The sequence below is a fragment of the Spiribacter sp. SSL99 genome (assembly GCF_009805925.1).
Lineage (GTDB): Bacteria > Pseudomonadota > Gammaproteobacteria > Nitrococcales > Nitrococcaceae > Spiribacter > Spiribacter roseus.
On sequence record NZ_MAOM01000015.1, the window covers coordinates 168,274 to 181,729 of the forward strand.

General features: G+C 64.1%; 14 protein-coding genes. All 14 read right to left on the reverse strand.

The features are described 5' to 3' along the window. A complete protein-coding gene (locus BA899_RS04475; RefSeq protein WP_159299871.1) occupies positions 1-759 on the reverse strand; it encodes a hypothetical protein in 759 nt (252 codons plus the stop codon). Then, the gene (locus BA899_RS04480; protein ID WP_159299872.1) at positions 759-1,193 is read right to left on the reverse strand and encodes a type II secretion system protein J; all 435 of its coding nucleotides are present in this window, start codon (positions 1,191-1,193) and stop codon (positions 759-761) included. The genes BA899_RS04475 and BA899_RS04480 overlap by 1 nt, the downstream gene beginning before the upstream one ends. 11 nt (positions 1,194-1,204) lie before the next feature. Next, complete coding sequence (locus tag BA899_RS04485) at positions 1,205-1,699, reverse strand: prepilin-type N-terminal cleavage/methylation domain-containing protein (RefSeq protein WP_159299873.1); 495 nt, start codon at positions 1,697-1,699, stop codon at positions 1,205-1,207. Continuing rightward, the gene (locus BA899_RS04490) at positions 1,696-2,103 is read right to left on the reverse strand and encodes a Tfp pilus assembly protein FimT/FimU (RefSeq protein WP_159299874.1); all 408 of its coding nucleotides are present in this window, start codon (positions 2,101-2,103) and stop codon (positions 1,696-1,698) included. Before BA899_RS04490 ends, BA899_RS04485 begins: the two co-directional genes overlap by 4 nt. Continuing rightward, positions 2,103-3,332, reverse strand: coding sequence for a type II secretion system F family protein (locus BA899_RS04495; protein WP_159299875.1), 1,230 nt, complete (start codon positions 3,330-3,332; stop codon positions 2,103-2,105). The genes BA899_RS04490 and BA899_RS04495 overlap by 1 nt, the downstream gene beginning before the upstream one ends. 2 nt (positions 3,333-3,334) lie before the next feature. Then, the gene (locus BA899_RS04500) at positions 3,335-5,059 is read right to left on the reverse strand and encodes a GspE/PulE family protein (protein WP_159299876.1); all 1,725 of its coding nucleotides are present in this window, start codon (positions 5,057-5,059) and stop codon (positions 3,335-3,337) included. A 5-nt stretch (positions 5,060-5,064) separates the two neighbouring features. Then, positions 5,065-5,775 carry a tetratricopeptide repeat protein gene (locus BA899_RS04505; protein ID WP_159299877.1) on the reverse strand — a complete coding sequence of 237 codons (711 nt, stop codon included), beginning with the start codon at positions 5,773-5,775 and terminating at the stop codon, positions 5,065-5,067. Further along, positions 5,772-7,499 carry a pilus (MSHA type) biogenesis protein MshL gene (gene mshL, locus BA899_RS04510; protein ID WP_159299878.1) on the reverse strand — a complete coding sequence of 576 codons (1,728 nt, stop codon included), beginning with the start codon at positions 7,497-7,499 and terminating at the stop codon, positions 5,772-5,774. Before mshL ends, BA899_RS04505 begins: the two co-directional genes overlap by 4 nt. Then, positions 7,489-7,962: a hypothetical protein gene (locus BA899_RS04515; protein WP_159299879.1), complete on the reverse strand. Its 474-nt coding sequence runs from the start codon at positions 7,960-7,962 to the stop codon at positions 7,489-7,491. Before BA899_RS04515 ends, mshL begins: the two co-directional genes overlap by 11 nt. Then, complete coding sequence (gene gspM / locus BA899_RS04520) at positions 7,928-8,608, reverse strand: type II secretion system protein GspM (RefSeq protein WP_159299880.1); 681 nt, start codon at positions 8,606-8,608, stop codon at positions 7,928-7,930. Before gspM ends, BA899_RS04515 begins: the two co-directional genes overlap by 35 nt. A 26-nt stretch (positions 8,609-8,634) precedes the next feature. Beyond that, entirely contained in the window at positions 8,635-10,251 is a 1,617-nt protein-coding gene (locus BA899_RS04525; RefSeq protein WP_159299881.1) for a hypothetical protein, read from the reverse strand. 79 nt (positions 10,252-10,330) lie between these two features. After that, a complete protein-coding gene (locus BA899_RS10065; RefSeq protein WP_159299882.1) occupies positions 10,331-10,765 on the reverse strand; it encodes a Tfp pilus assembly protein FimT/FimU in 435 nt (144 codons plus the stop codon). A gap of 152 nt (positions 10,766-10,917) precedes the next feature. Further along, positions 10,918-12,873, reverse strand: a complete 1,956-nt coding sequence (locus BA899_RS04535; protein WP_159299883.1) for an O-antigen ligase family protein — start codon at positions 12,871-12,873, stop codon at positions 10,918-10,920. Between the two features lie 80 nt (positions 12,874-12,953). Continuing rightward, on the reverse strand, positions 12,954-13,403 hold the full coding sequence (locus BA899_RS04540) for a Tfp pilus assembly protein FimT/FimU (RefSeq protein ID WP_159299884.1): 450 nt from the start codon (positions 13,401-13,403) through the stop codon (positions 12,954-12,956). Between the last annotated feature and the right edge of the window lie 53 nt (positions 13,404-13,456).

Sequence of the window (13,456 nt, forward strand, 5' to 3'; positions counted from 1 at the left end):
TCAATCCGCGGTCTGGAATGTCCACACCACGTCTCCGCTCAGGCCTGACGAGGGCGTTTTACAGTCGCCCGGTGCGTCACCGAGCTCATCAAGGCCATTCACCTCGCCACCGACATCGAATCGCTCCGTTACGCACAACGATGCGGCGTTGTTACCCTGCCCTTCGCCGGGGTTGGCAACGATGCTGAGGTCGCCGTTTACGATCACACCGGCCAGTTCTATATCCGCGTTGGGATTGAAATTCAGGGTCGTGTCATCAGTGAAATAGACTCTGTCGTCCGGATCAGGCTTCTTCCCTTGCCCGGCGTTGAATTCGCAATCCGTCGAGTCTTTCTTGCATGCCTTGAGAGTGCCACTGTCGTCATACCCGTCCGGTGGGGATTGCGGTACTCCACCGCCGCTGCCGGGGACCCCATTCCGGTTATAGATGAAGCGGTATCCCCAACTGGTCTCACTCGAGGCGATCGCCCCGGTGTAGGTATCGCCATCTGAGTCCACAAATCCATCGTTCGGGAGGCTGTCGTCGAGATCGTCCTGCACGTCGCCGTCGTTGCGTCCATCGATGAGTGCAAGGCGGTATGAATCGGCGACGCCGAGACCGCGTAGCATGCGGATATCCTCGGTGAGCGTCACGGTGCGCTGCTGAAGAATGGTCATCAGGCCAGCCGTGATCGTTCCGATGCCGACAAGGACAACCAGCGTGATGATCAGGATGCTGCCGGCTTGGCCGTGCCTGGAGCGGCGGTCAGCGAGTGACATTATTGCGGATCCCTTTTGAAGGCACGCATCCGGGCGTCGTCGATTGACAGTTGGTAAAGCCGAAGGCTACTCGGTTGCAGTCGTTCGCATGTGAACTGATCGACATCGTCCACAAGGGATGCGCCATTTAAGAGCAGATCACCTGCATCCAGCTCGTAGCGCTGGCCGCCTATCTCAAGCGCATCCGCGTTGCAGGCGACCGACTCGCTATCGTCGCTGAGCCGGATTTCCTTACTCATTCGGGTCAGGGCATAGTCGATATCAACCTGCCGGGCGGTGGCATCGCTGACGGTCTGCCGGGTCTCGATCAGGTTGATGAGCGGTCGTGCGATGATCGCACCGATCACGCCGAGCAGTAGCAGCGTGATCACGACCTCAATCAGCGTGAAGCCGTCCGAGTTTTTCAATCGGTGAGGCAGGATGGAAGGATTCATGTCATGGGGTCCTAGTTTCCACCGCTTCCGTTGCTCGACCAGGACACAATCAGGTCGATCGAGCGCCCTGAAGTGATCGCGATTCGGAACTGGGTGGCGGCGCCTGAATCCCAGTTCGGGTCACGACATTCAATCCGACCCGATTGCTGGCCGGGAATGGCACAGACATCGGTCAGCGCCGTTACGACTTGCGGGTTGTTGACCCAGTTTCCCAGGTCCGTGGATGAAACCTCCCTCCACGTGGCCGGGCATGCATTCTGCGGCGCAGGTGTCGAGCCCGAACGGTCCCATTGCCCGGTTTCATGCGTCGCCAGAAGCGTCTCGTAGCAGGAGGCCGCATTGCGGACGTCGGCCCGCGTCTGATTATTGGTCTGGTTGATATTGAGCCCACCAGTCAGCAGCGAGGCGACCGCCGACGCCCCCAGGCCGATGAGCGCTAGAGTCAGTACAATCTCGATCAACGTGACGCCGCGTTCCCGGCGCCAGGGCATGGCGGGTAAGTTCATGGGCATGCCCCCTCGGTAACGGGACCGTTCGCGGAAGGTAAACAGGCCCTCAGGGTGTTGCCTCCACCGTCGATGGTGATCTCCACGGGGGGTTGGGGGCTTTCCACCGAGCCATTGCGATCATACGAAAACGCGACCTCGTCGGGTTCTACTGTCCATTGATTGGAAACCGCCCCCGTCAGATCGGCGGTCACTGTCACCGGACCATTCAGCGGCGGCAGCCGGTGCAGGGCCTGGGCACGGGCACGACGGAGTTCCGCAATGATGGCGTCACGGGCGGCGAGTTGTTCAGAAAGACCCTTACCGGCAAACTCGAAATTTCTCAGCCCCAGCGTCGCCAACACCCCCAGCACACCAATCACGAAAACGATCTCGATCAGCGTCAGTCCTGCCTGTCGGCCCATCAGAACGCCGAGCTCATCTGCCAGATCGGCATGAATATGCCCGCCGCCAGGACGAGCACCAGCAGGCCGATGAACCCGATCATGATGGGCTCAATGTACGAGGGCAGGCGCTTCAGGTCCTCATCCACTTCGCTTTCATAAAAGTCCGCGACCTGGTCCATCAGGTCGGCGAGCTGGCCGGTCTCCTCGCCCACGGCAAGCATCTGCAAAACCATTGGGGTGAAAAGCCCGCTGCGCTCGCAGACCGTGTGCAGGCTCTCGCCGCGCTCGATGCCGCTGCGCAGCCCGCGGATGCCCTGGCTGACATAGGCGTTATCCGTGGCATCGGCCACGGTGTCGATGGCGGTGAGCAGCGGAACGCCGGCGCGCAGGGCCATGGCGAAGGTGCGGGTGAACCGCGCCAGCAGGGCCCGGCGCATGACCGGCCCGGCAATGGGGATGCGCAGCTTGAACCGATCCCACTGCAGGCGCCCGGTGTCGCCGCGCAGGTAGTAGCGCAGTAGCAGGACGCCGGCCGCGGCACCCACCAGCATCGCCACGCCGTATTGCTGAGTGAACGACGAGGTCGCGAGGAGCGCACGGGTGGCGAATGGCAGCTGGGTATCGAGGCTTTCGAACAGATCGGCGAAGGTCGGAATCACGAAGACATTGACCACCACAAAGGCGCCGAGGATCGCGATCAGCACAAACGTGGGATAGCGCAATGCCGACTTGATGCGCTCGCGGGTCTGGCGTTCCTGCTCGAGGTTGTCCGCCATTTGGGTGAGCGCGCTCTCGAGCTGCCCGGACTGCTCGCCGACGCGCATCATATGAATGAAAAGCGGCGGGAACACATCACTGTGCTCGTTCATGCTGTCGGCCAGTGCGGTACCGCCCTCAAGACTACCCGCGACGGAGTTAAGCGCCTCTTTGAGCCGCTCCTGCTGGGCGTTCTCCGCCAGGCCGCGCAACGCGCGGATCACCGGGACGCCGGCATGCAGGAGCGAGCGGAAGTGGCGGGCGAAAATGATCAGATCATTAAGCGGAATGGGGCGTTTGAGATAGCGGGCGATGAGCTGTCCGACGTCGGTGCTCGCGCTCAGCTTCTGGCTGTCCGACTGCTGCAGCCACAGCGGTGTCGCACCCAGATCGAGGACATAGGCGGCGGCGCGGGACTGGTCCTCGGCGTCGACCTCGCCCTGGATGAGCTGGCCCTCGCTGGTGCGGGCCCGGTAGTTGAAGCGTGGCATGGTTATTCCGCCTCGCCGATGCGCTCGCCGAGCACGCGCACGACCTCGGCGACGTTGGTTTGACCGTGCTCGATGAACTCAAGCGCCATGCCCACCAGGGGGACATAGCCGGACGCGGACTGGGCGCGTTCAGCGAACGCCGCCACGTCGCGCTGGCGCAGCGCCTGACGCATGCCGGCGTCCACCTCCACGAGCTCGAAGAGCCCGATGCGGCCACTGTAACCCGACTGCTCGCAGAGGGGGCAACCGCGGCCTTCGTGGATCACCAGCCCGTCGGGGTCTGAGTGGCCCGCCCTTGTCAGCCAGGCGATTTCCTCCTCGTTGGCGGGCCGCGTCTCGGCACATTGGCTACACACGCGACGGAGCAGGCGCTGAGCCAGCACACCCCGCAGCGCGGCGGCGAGCATGAACGGTTCGATGCCCATATCAAGCAGCCGGTTGGCGCTTGAGACGGCATCGTTGGTGTGCAGGGTCGAGAGCACGCGGTGGCCGGTGATGGCGGCGCGCATGGCGATATCGGCGGTCTCGGCATCGCGGATCTCACCGACCATGACGATATCCGGGTCCTGGCGCAGCGAGGTGCGCAGCACGCGGGAGAAGTTCAGGCCGATCTGCTCGCGCACCTGCACCTGGGTGACCCGGTGCAGGGCGTATTCCACCGGGTCTTCCACGGTGATGATCTTGACCTCAGCCGTGTTCATCTCGCTGAGCGCGCCGTAGAGCGTGGTGGACTTGCCCGATCCGGTGGGCCCCGTGACCAGGATCAGGCCATTGGGGATGGTCATCAGTGAGCGGAAGCGCTTGCGCAGGTCCTCTGCCATCCCGGTCTGATCCAGTGATGAAACCGCTGCGCTCTGGTCGAGCAGGCGCATCACGACGCTCTCGCCATGTTGCTGGGGCAGGGTGGACAGGCGCACATCGATGCGTCGGCCCTGGACGCGGGACTGGAATCGCCCGTCCTGGGGCAGACGCCGTTCGGTGATGTTGAGACCCGCCATGAGCTTTAGCAGCGAGACAAGCGCGTTCTGCATATTGCCCTGTCGCACGAGCCGCTCGTGGAGGATGCCATCCTTGCGCGTGCGGATCCGCAGTTCCTTTTCTTCCGGCTCGATGTGGATATCCGAGACGCCCCGCTGGATGGCATCTTCCATCAGTGTTTTCAGCAGGCGCACGGCGGGCGAGCTGGCACGCCCAGTGCCGACGTTGAGGTTGGTGAGATCGATCTCGTCGCTGCTCTCGATCTCCTCGGTGATCTCGTCGGCAATGCTCTCGAGCTCATCCGTGCGGGCGTAGACCATGTTGATGGTATCGATGATCTCCTGCCGGCCGGCGAGCCGGAACTCCACGGGTTTCGGGAGGATGCGCTCCACCTCGTCGAGGGCCATGATGTCGCCCGGGTCGTCGGTGGCCACCACGAACTCCTCGCCGGTCTCCTCGAGGATCAGGGCCCCGAACCGGCGCGCCGCGTTCTCGGGCAGCTGCTGGGCGACTTCCTTGTCAACCCAGTACTTCGCCGGATCGGCGGTACGCACGCCGTAATGCTCGGCGAGCACGGTATTGAGGTCGCTCTCGGCGAGCCGCCCCATCTGCACCAGTGCCTCGCCCACGGCCAGGCCGGTGCGCTTCTGCTCATCGAGTGCCGCTTTCAGATCCGCTTCGGAGATCAGCCCGCGTTCAATGAGCTGATCCCCCAGCCGTTGCGGGCGTTCAGGTCGGGCGGTGGCCATGGCGGTCAGTCTCCATAGGGCAGGGCAAAGTCCCGGAGCGCCTGGTGCCGGTTGCGGGCATAGTCGAGGATGCGTTGATCGACATCGGGATATTCAAGCAGATCACCCCAGGCGCTTCGCGCGGGCTGGGTGCGCCCGAGGCGATCCAGACAGACGGCCTCGCCGAGCACCCAGGTGGGGTTGTCCGGCTCGACACGGCGCAGGTCGGCATAAACGGCCGCGGCCTCCGAATACTGCCCGGTCTGGCGGTAGAGCGCGGCCAGATTGGCGGGGATGTCGGTGGTTGGTGCGTCTGCCGGCGGGCGGATCGCCTTGAGGGCACGAATGGCCGTGGCGGGATCGTCATTCTGCTGCGCCACGCGTGCCAGCATGCGCGCCGTGGCGAGATCATCGGGCACTCGCTCCAGGCCCGTGGCGAGCACCGCCTGCGCCCGGTCCAGACGATCGGTCACGATCAGGATCCGGGCGTATCCGCGTCGCGCGACGAGCAACGTGGGGTCGAGGGAGAGCGCTTCACGAAAGTGCCGTGCGGCGGTGAGCAGTTCGTCGCCCTCAAGCGCCCGCTGGCCGTCGTGAAAGCGCTCAAGCGCCCGGGCTTCGGCGGAGACGGTGGACGGCGAGCGTTGCATGTCACCGCTCTGGCCCAGCGCGGGCGTGACGAGACCCAGGGCCGTCAGGGCGGCCATCAAGGCCATTGCGTAGCAGCGGGCGCTCATAGCATGGCCTCCCGCTGGCGCTCGAGGGCGCGTTGCCAGGTGTCATCGCCGATCACCGTCGGGCGCAGCAGGATCACGAGTTCGACCTTTCGCGAGACCTGACGCTGGCGGCTGAACAGCAGATCCAGCGGCGGAAAGTCGCCCAGGACCGGCACGGCGGCATCGGTGCTTTCCTCGCGCTGCTCCATGAGCCCACCGATAATGATCAGGTCACCATCTTCGGCGCGGACAATGGAATCGGACTGGCGCACATCGCTGCTCGCCAGATCAAAGGTCACGGTCTCGCCCTCGGCGGTCTGCACCGTGCGCGGCACATCGGTGACGTTCGTTACCGATGGCTGGACATGCATGGTGACCGAGCCATCGCCATCGATGCTTGGAGTCACATCCAGCGAGATGCCGGAGAAAAACGACCGGAACTCCGGGTCAACCGTTGTCTGCGCCGTATCACCAGTCGTGGTGGTGTCGAGGTCGACACCCGTCTGGAAGAACGTGTCGGTGCCCACCTTGATCAGCGCCTTTTGATTGTTCAGCGTCGAGACCCGGGGCGAGGAGAGCACCATGACGTCGCCCTGTTCATCGAGGGCATCGATGGTCACATCAAACGATCCATCGCGCAGGATCCCCAGCTCGAACAGGCCGCCGATATCGGTGGGGGAGGTCAGGGAGACATCCACCTCGGTGTCACCGGCGCCCGCGTCCTCCGCGCTGTTGTCGCGCGAGAGCACCTCCCAGTCGATGCCCGCCTCGAACTCGTCATCCAGTGTCACCTCGACGATCCGCGCCTCCAGGATGACCTGGCGGTTGACGGTCGTCTGCAGTCCATCGATGAAGGTCTCCACCTGCTCGAGCGCCTCGGGCGTCGCCCGGACCACGACGGCGCCGGCTTCGGGGCTCGTCACCACGCGGGCGCGGTCGCCGGAGTCCGCTGCAGGCGCCGGACTGGACGGTTCACCGCTGGTCAGGCCGGCGAGTGGCGGCAGGGCGGTGCCTTGATCGACAATGGCATTGGCATCGGCCGCAGGCGCGCTGTCGGCATTGGCCGATTCACCGTCCTGCGCCTGACCGGTGATGATTTCCTCGATGGCCGCTTCGACGTCGCTCCACAGCCGCGAACTGCTTCGCGTGGTCAGGTTGCTGCCACTCACCTGGTTGTTATTGGATTCGTCCGTTTCCTCGGACGACTCGATTTCGCCGCCGGCGATACTGGTCCCCGAGAGTCCCTCGCGCTGGACATTGATGTAGTGCAGCTGGAACACGCGGGTCTCGAGCACCGAGGGCAGGACCATGTACGCCCCTTGGCTGCGGCGGTAGTGATAGCCATAGCCCTCGCGCAGGATCTCCATCACCTCCGGGACGGACACGTCGCTCAGTTCCAGCGAAATACTGCCCTCGACATCGGGGTGGACAAGGACGTTGTACGGGGTGTCGGCGACGAGGCCGTGGTAGAAGTTCGCCACCGGGACCGCATCCGCGCTGATATCGAAACGCGGCTCAGTCACGGGGGCGGGCATCTCGCCGTCAAGCGGCGGTGGCTCGAGCATGGCGTTGGCCGCGGCGGGCAGGGGCGGCGGCTCAGCGCCGGCGGCCGCACCGGCCTGCTCACCGCCGAGGGCTTCGGACAGGGCGAGCGCCTGATCTTCCGCCGACATCTCGCCCCGGTTTGCACAGCCCGCTAAAAGCGCAATGGCAAGCACTGGCAGCAGGGCCTTTTTACTGTTCATTATTATTGGATTCCTCTGACGTGTCGCCCGGTCGTTCCTTGACGACGTCATGCTTGTAGACGCGTACGGTGCGGGGCTCTCCATCCCTTTCAAACCGCACCTGATCCATCGTGATGGATTGGATGGTACCGCGTTCGGTGCGTTCGCCTTCCTCGCGGCGATTGCCCCCGATCAATGCCGCGCGCTGCCATTGACCCTTTTTGAGCCGCTGGATGACGGCGTTGGGTGACGCTGGCGCCGGATCGGGTGATGTCTGTGCTGCTGCAGCGTCCCCCTCCGATGACTCGTCCGCTCCGAGCTGCGTCTGCGCCTGTTCAAGGGCGCGCAGCAGCGCATCCGGCGGCGCGGTCGGATCGGTCAGGGTCTGCGCCTGGGCTGATAGGGCGTTCACCACCAGCAGCAGGGCGCCGACGCCGGCTGATAGTCTGTTATTGATCGGAACCTCCCAGCGCGTAGAGATCAAACCGCACCGTCACCCGCGCGGTGGGGTGATCGATGACGGCATAGTCGAGCACGCGCCAAACCAGCGGCACCGACAGCGCCTCGAGCCGCGAGAGCAGGGAGACGGTCTGAGCGAAGGTGGCCTCAAAGACCAGGCGCAGCTGGCGATGATCGACATCCATCGGCGGTTCACCGGTGTCATTGCCCGTGCCGGCGCCTTCGCCCATCTGGCGGTCGAAGCGGATGACGGTGAGGGCCGGTTCATCCTCGAGGGTTGACTCGAACGCTCGCAGCGCCTCGGTCACCGGCATTGCGGCCAGAAAGTCGAGCGCATCACCCGCACCGCCCCCGGGCAGGCTGGCGATCTCGGACTGCAGCGCCTCGATCTCGGCGCGCACGGCCGCGTCCGGCGACTCGAGATCGGCGATCTGCTGGCGGACCGAGTCGGCCGTGGTGTTGAGCTGGGTGATTTCCGAGCGCACCGCCCTCTGCTGGGCGGCCGTGTCGGCGAGTCTCGCCGTCTGTCCTGAGAATATCGCCATCTGCCAGATCAGCGCGATCACGATGAATGCTCCCACACACACAAGGACACGCTCACGGGGCGTTCTCCCCGCGAGCCACTCGTTCACCTGGGTCACGCGCTGCGTGATCGATCGCGCGCGCGTCATCCAGCGCATCCGCAGGCTGCTCCCCATTAGTCGTTGTTATCTCTGGAAGTTTCAGTCTCGCGACTGGTGTCGGGCTTTGCAACCGCCCCACGGCCGCTGATTACGAAATCGTGGGTGATCAGGCCCCCGGCGGTCTCGGTGCGATTGTCGATATCCACGCTCCGGGCGGACCAGCCGTTCAGTGCGGGCTCGCGCTCAAGCCGGGCGGCGAAGGCTTCGGCCTGAAAGGGTTGCAGGGTGCGGCCGCGGATCACCATCTGCTCGGGATTGATCGTGACCTCGCGCAACCAGACCGCTTCGACCCGCGCGTCGCCGAGTGCGATCAGCGGATCGGCAAATCCCCCCGTCAGGGTGGTCTCCACATTGTCAAAGGCGCTCAGGGTCTGCTCGTAGGCGTTGTAGCGCTGCTGGAGGGCGTCGCGGCGCGCCACCAGTTCCGCCGATGGCTCGGCCTCGCGTCTCTGCTCAAGCGTCTGCCGCAAGTCGCTGACCTGCGACTGCAGATCCGATCGCTCGGCCCTTGCCGTTTCCAGTGCCGCCTCGGTCTGGTGGACTCTGAACTCTTGGCCGGCACTGATCAGGCCCAGCGCCAGTACAGCCAATGCGGTGGCCGTCATGAGCCGATCCGGCGCGGTCAGGGACCGGTCCTTGGCCGGTGGCTGATAGATGGACGCGTTAACCGGCAGCGCCGCGTCCATTGTGCCCGCCACGGCCAGCATGCCCTCGGGCGTTGCCGCCGTGGCCCGGGTTGTTTCATCCGCCGGTGTCACGTTGGGGGGAATGGCGAGGATCTCGGCCACAACATTGAGGGCCTCGACCAGCGCGTCGCGGAGCGCGTCCATCCCCGGGGCATCCGGGCCGATCAGTGCCTTGCTGAGCGGCCGGTCAGAGAGGCGTTTATTGAAGTTGGTCGCGGTACGAACACACTCACTGACCAGCTGATCGGTCTGTCGATCGTCGATGCCGTTGTCGCGGTCAATGTCGATGGTGACCGTGCGTGAGAGGTAGAGATGATCGCCCCGCGCAATCGCCACGCCGGTGCTGCGCTGCCCGATGAAGGCGGTCATGATCGGTGGAGCGTCAGCGTGTGGGGCGTTGGCGTCAGAGGCATCGATATCCTGGTTGGCCAGGGTGATCAGTGCGGTCTCGCGCGGATAGACGCCGCGGAGATCAAGGCCGGCCTCGAGGACGGCATCGGTGAGTTGATCAAGCAGGCTGCGCGACATGATGGTCGCGCGAACAAGGGTCGGTTCGCTGTTGCCGGCCTCGCGATCATTTTTAAGTCGCACCCCTGTGGCGACGATCTCGTTGCTCGACAGCACGCCCGGGGGCGTCACACGCCAGGGCAGGGCGGCCCGCAGCTCGTTTTCCGCCACGCCGGGCAGATCGACGAACTGGGTGTCGTAGTCATTGCGACTGAGCGTGACGTAGGCCGGCAGGCCCTTGATGTCGTACTCAGCGACCCATTGGGTGAGGATCCGCCGGGCATCGTCCCGCGAACAGTTCTGGGTGATGCAGGTTTCAAGCCGGCCCTGATCGACCGCCAGAACGGAGAGCGTGATGGAGGACTGAGCAAAATGAATGCCGACCCGGCGCTGCGGAGTCGGCATTCTGCGGGCACGGATGCGATTAAGCATGTTCATATCGGACATCCGTGTCGTTTTCTGGGGCAGTCAGATCTAACCGAGCCTATCCTGCTCCAGCTGGACAACGATTCGTTCCTTACTCAACACCGAAATCGCATATTTCCTGTCCAACAGTATTGTCGCTGCTGTTGTAGGACGGGATAGTGATTTCCACAGTGGGATCGCCGCCTGCGCCGATCACGAATTCGCTAGAGGAAAGTGCTGGCGAGGCAGATAGGTAATCGCTGTTAGTGCACGTTGCATCTACCCAATCGACACCACCGCCACCGCCTTCTAGTTCGTCATTAGCGAGATCGCTAGCGAACGCATTTCCAAGCTCGCTTGAAACCACTGCCGCTGTTCCGTTGAGGTCCGCCTCTTCCTGCAACCCAGTCAGCTGCGGGACGGCAATCGCTGCAAGCGCACCGAGGACGGCGAGCACGATGACGAGTTCGATAAGGGTAAAGCCACGCTGGAGGCGTGTGGTCTTGCTGTGACGTGCGGTTGAGAGCGACTTAAGACTAAAGCGCATTGGGGGGTCTCCAAAATTGAACGAAAATGAGCATTGGCGGCATTCGCCAACACACGTTCTTTTTGCCCCACCCTTCAACCCCGAGCGCGAAATATACCCTTCACACGAGTAATACACAAGGAATATCAGGGCGTTGCCCCCTGTGATGCGGATCAGCCGGAATCGTTCAATCGGCGTTGCAGATCGACGCGAATCCGCTCGACACGGTCGAGCAACGCCGTGGCACCGGCGCCATCACCGGCCGATGAGCGCGCTGCGGCGGTGGCCTGGTAGAGCGGTATCGGGCGGGTGCGACGACCGTAGTTGAGGGTGACCCCGGTTTCTAGCAGTTGACGGGCCGCAGCCTCGTCACCCTCCGCCCTCAGCCAGGCGACGTAATTAAGGCGCGCGGAGACTTGTCGTGGATCAAGCGCGAGCGCTCGCTCAAACGCTTCGCGCGGGTCACCTTCGGTCAGATCCGGATAGGCCCGGCGCAGCTGGCCACGTATGGCCGGCGTGCGGGCGCGGAGTGGATTGCGCTCGGCCGCCCGGTCGAGGAGCCGCATCGCCTCGCTGGTAAGCGAGGCACGGAGTTCAGGCTCATCTTGGGGGACGCGGCGGAGCAGGCGCTGATACAGCACGGCGTGGTGCAGCCACGGTGTGTCCGCGTTGCCCCAACGACGCTGCGCGGTCTGGAAGGCCTGCTCGGCCGCCTCGAACTTGCCCCGGTTCATCGCCGCGACGCCCTTATCCATTAAAAGCTGCGAGGCGCCCGTGAGTCCGATGCTCACCGCGATAAGCGCGAATACACCCATGCCCGCGATCAGGCTGAGCGGTCGTCGCCAATTCGGCAGGCGCAGATTGACCACCGGGCCGCTGGGCGCGAGGCGTTCAAGCTCGGCAATCAAAAGGAATGCGGGGATGAGCACGCTGGGCATCTGCAGCTGATAGCTGAAAAGCCCGTGGATGCTGAGCCCCGTCAGCCCGGCAAACGCCGCAAGGCTCATCGCCCGGACCGCATCGTCATCCCCGACGGATGTCCGCGCCCGCAGGGTCGCGGCAAACCGTTGGATGCAGGCGCCAATGATGCCCAGGACCAGCACCAGTCCCACAAGGCCCCGCTCGGCCCAGAACTGCAGATAGTCATTGTGGGCATACAGGCCGGCACTGCCATCGCCCGGCGGGCGGATGCCCGCATAGGCCAGCCAGAATACGTCGGGCCCGATGCCAAGCCACGGCGCCTCGCGGATCAACGACCAGGCGCCGGCCCACTGCAGGAACCGCACCGCGCCCGCCTGATCGGGGGCTGCAAGCGATCCGATGCGCTCACCCAACAACCGGCCGGTGCCAAGGCCCAGTACGTTGACCAGCCAGGCGCTGAGCAGCGCCGTCACAAAGATCCCGCCAATCAGTGCCAGCGAGCGGCGTTGAGCGCCCAGTGTGTAACCCGCACCGACCAGCACGACGGTGAGTACCCCGACCCCGGCAAGAAACGCGGCGCGGCTGCCATCGATGCCCACCCCGAAGACCAGCGCGAACATGACCGCCAGCAGGCCATGGTGCGCCCGCGGGGTGCCGAGCAGCGTGCCACGCCCAGCGAGCCAGGCAAACGCGGCCACCGGCCACAGCGCGTTGAGGAGGGTAGCCGCCGAGTTGGGGTTGGCGAAGAATGCCGTCGGCCGATGACCGGTAAAGAATTGCCCGATCATGAATGCCGCCATGGCAACACCGGCGATAAGCAGGCCGACCGGTAGAATCGGGCTGTGACGGTCAGCGGCGGGCGCCGTGACGATGCGCCACGCCGCATAGGCGCATGCCACTGATCCCATCGCCGCCAGATCGACGAAGGTCAGATAGGGTACCCGGCTCCAGGTGACTGAGAGCGCGCTCCAGGCGATCAGTCCCAGCAAAAAGGCCCCCGCGGGCCCGAGTGGCCAGCGGCCATCCGAAGGCCGGCGCGCCAGTGCTACTGCAAGCGCCACCAACGCGACGATCACGGTCAGCGCGATGAAAGTCAGATCCTGCTGGTAATTGGCCTGATCGATGAGGGCGGCGGTTAGGGAGAGGGCGAGCACCAGTGCCGGCGCGAGCCAGCCGCCGCTTCCCTGCTGCGGTAGCAGGAGTTTCACAAACGAGTGATTTCGAATTGAAGCGATTCCAGGACTCCGCTGTTATCGATGGGTATCAATATCCGTTTTATTGGCCGTATTCAATCCTTGACCAGCGCACAGCTCACAGAGGTAATACCGCTATCCTTACTGCGATCTTCCGCATTCGGGACGCTGAATTTGATTGCCCCCTCGGGAGCCTGAGCGGCCGGCACGACCTCGTACCCCGCCGGGATTTCACCAATGCCGTAGCCTCCGCGGTTGCCGTCGGGACTGGCCAGACTACTCTCGGGGTCATTCAGCCTTTTACAAATTTGATCATCGCCGGTCTTGTCGACCATCCATTGATTCGGCCAGCCGCCAGGCTCTCTGAGCTGTACGGCAAATGAATCTTCGGTCGCGCTGGCGAGTTCTGAAGCGAGCGCCTGAACCTCGACCTGATTGCGCAGTTGCTGAACCTGCGGGATCGCGACGGCGCCGAGCACGGCGAGGATCGCGAGGACCACCACCAGCTCTATCAGGGTGAAGCCACCTGTCCGTTGTGTGCTCATTCGTCGATGCATGGGGCCAACGCTACGTCCGTGCCACAATAAAGCAGGGTCAA

Bases quoted from the DNA above. Each gene is read 5' to 3' on its own strand.
- BA899_RS10065 (WP_159299882.1), bottom strand. From the start codon at position 10,765: ATGCGCTTTAGTCTTAAGTCGCTCTCAACCGCACGTCACAGCAAGACC.
- gspM (WP_159299880.1), bottom strand. From the start codon at position 8,608: ATGACGCGCGCGCGATCGATCACGCAGCGCGTGACCCAGGTGAACGAG.
- BA899_RS04490 (WP_159299874.1), bottom strand. From the start codon at position 2,103: ATGGGCCGACAGGCAGGACTGACGCTGATCGAGATCGTTTTCGTGATT.
- BA899_RS04495 (WP_159299875.1), bottom strand. From the start codon at position 3,332: ATGCCACGCTTCAACTACCGGGCCCGCACCAGCGAGGGCCAGCTCATC.
- BA899_RS04500 (WP_159299876.1), bottom strand. From the start codon at position 5,059: ATGGCCACCGCCCGACCTGAACGCCCGCAACGGCTGGGGGATCAGCTC.
- BA899_RS04505 (WP_159299877.1), bottom strand. From the start codon at position 5,775: ATGAGCGCCCGCTGCTACGCAATGGCCTTGATGGCCGCCCTGACGGCC.
- BA899_RS04480 (WP_159299872.1), bottom strand. From the start codon at position 1,193: ATGAATCCTTCCATCCTGCCTCACCGATTGAAAAACTCGGACGGCTTC.
- BA899_RS04540 (WP_159299884.1), bottom strand. From the start codon at position 13,403: ATGAGCACACAACGGACAGGTGGCTTCACCCTGATAGAGCTGGTGGTG.
- BA899_RS04475 (WP_159299871.1), bottom strand. From the start codon at position 759: ATGTCACTCGCTGACCGCCGCTCCAGGCACGGCCAAGCCGGCAGCATC.
- mshL (WP_159299878.1), bottom strand. From the start codon at position 7,499: ATGAACAGTAAAAAGGCCCTGCTGCCAGTGCTTGCCATTGCGCTTTTA.
- BA899_RS04525 (WP_159299881.1), bottom strand. From the start codon at position 10,251: ATGAACATGCTTAATCGCATCCGTGCCCGCAGAATGCCGACTCCGCAG.
- BA899_RS04485 (WP_159299873.1), bottom strand. From the start codon at position 1,699: ATGAACTTACCCGCCATGCCCTGGCGCCGGGAACGCGGCGTCACGTTG.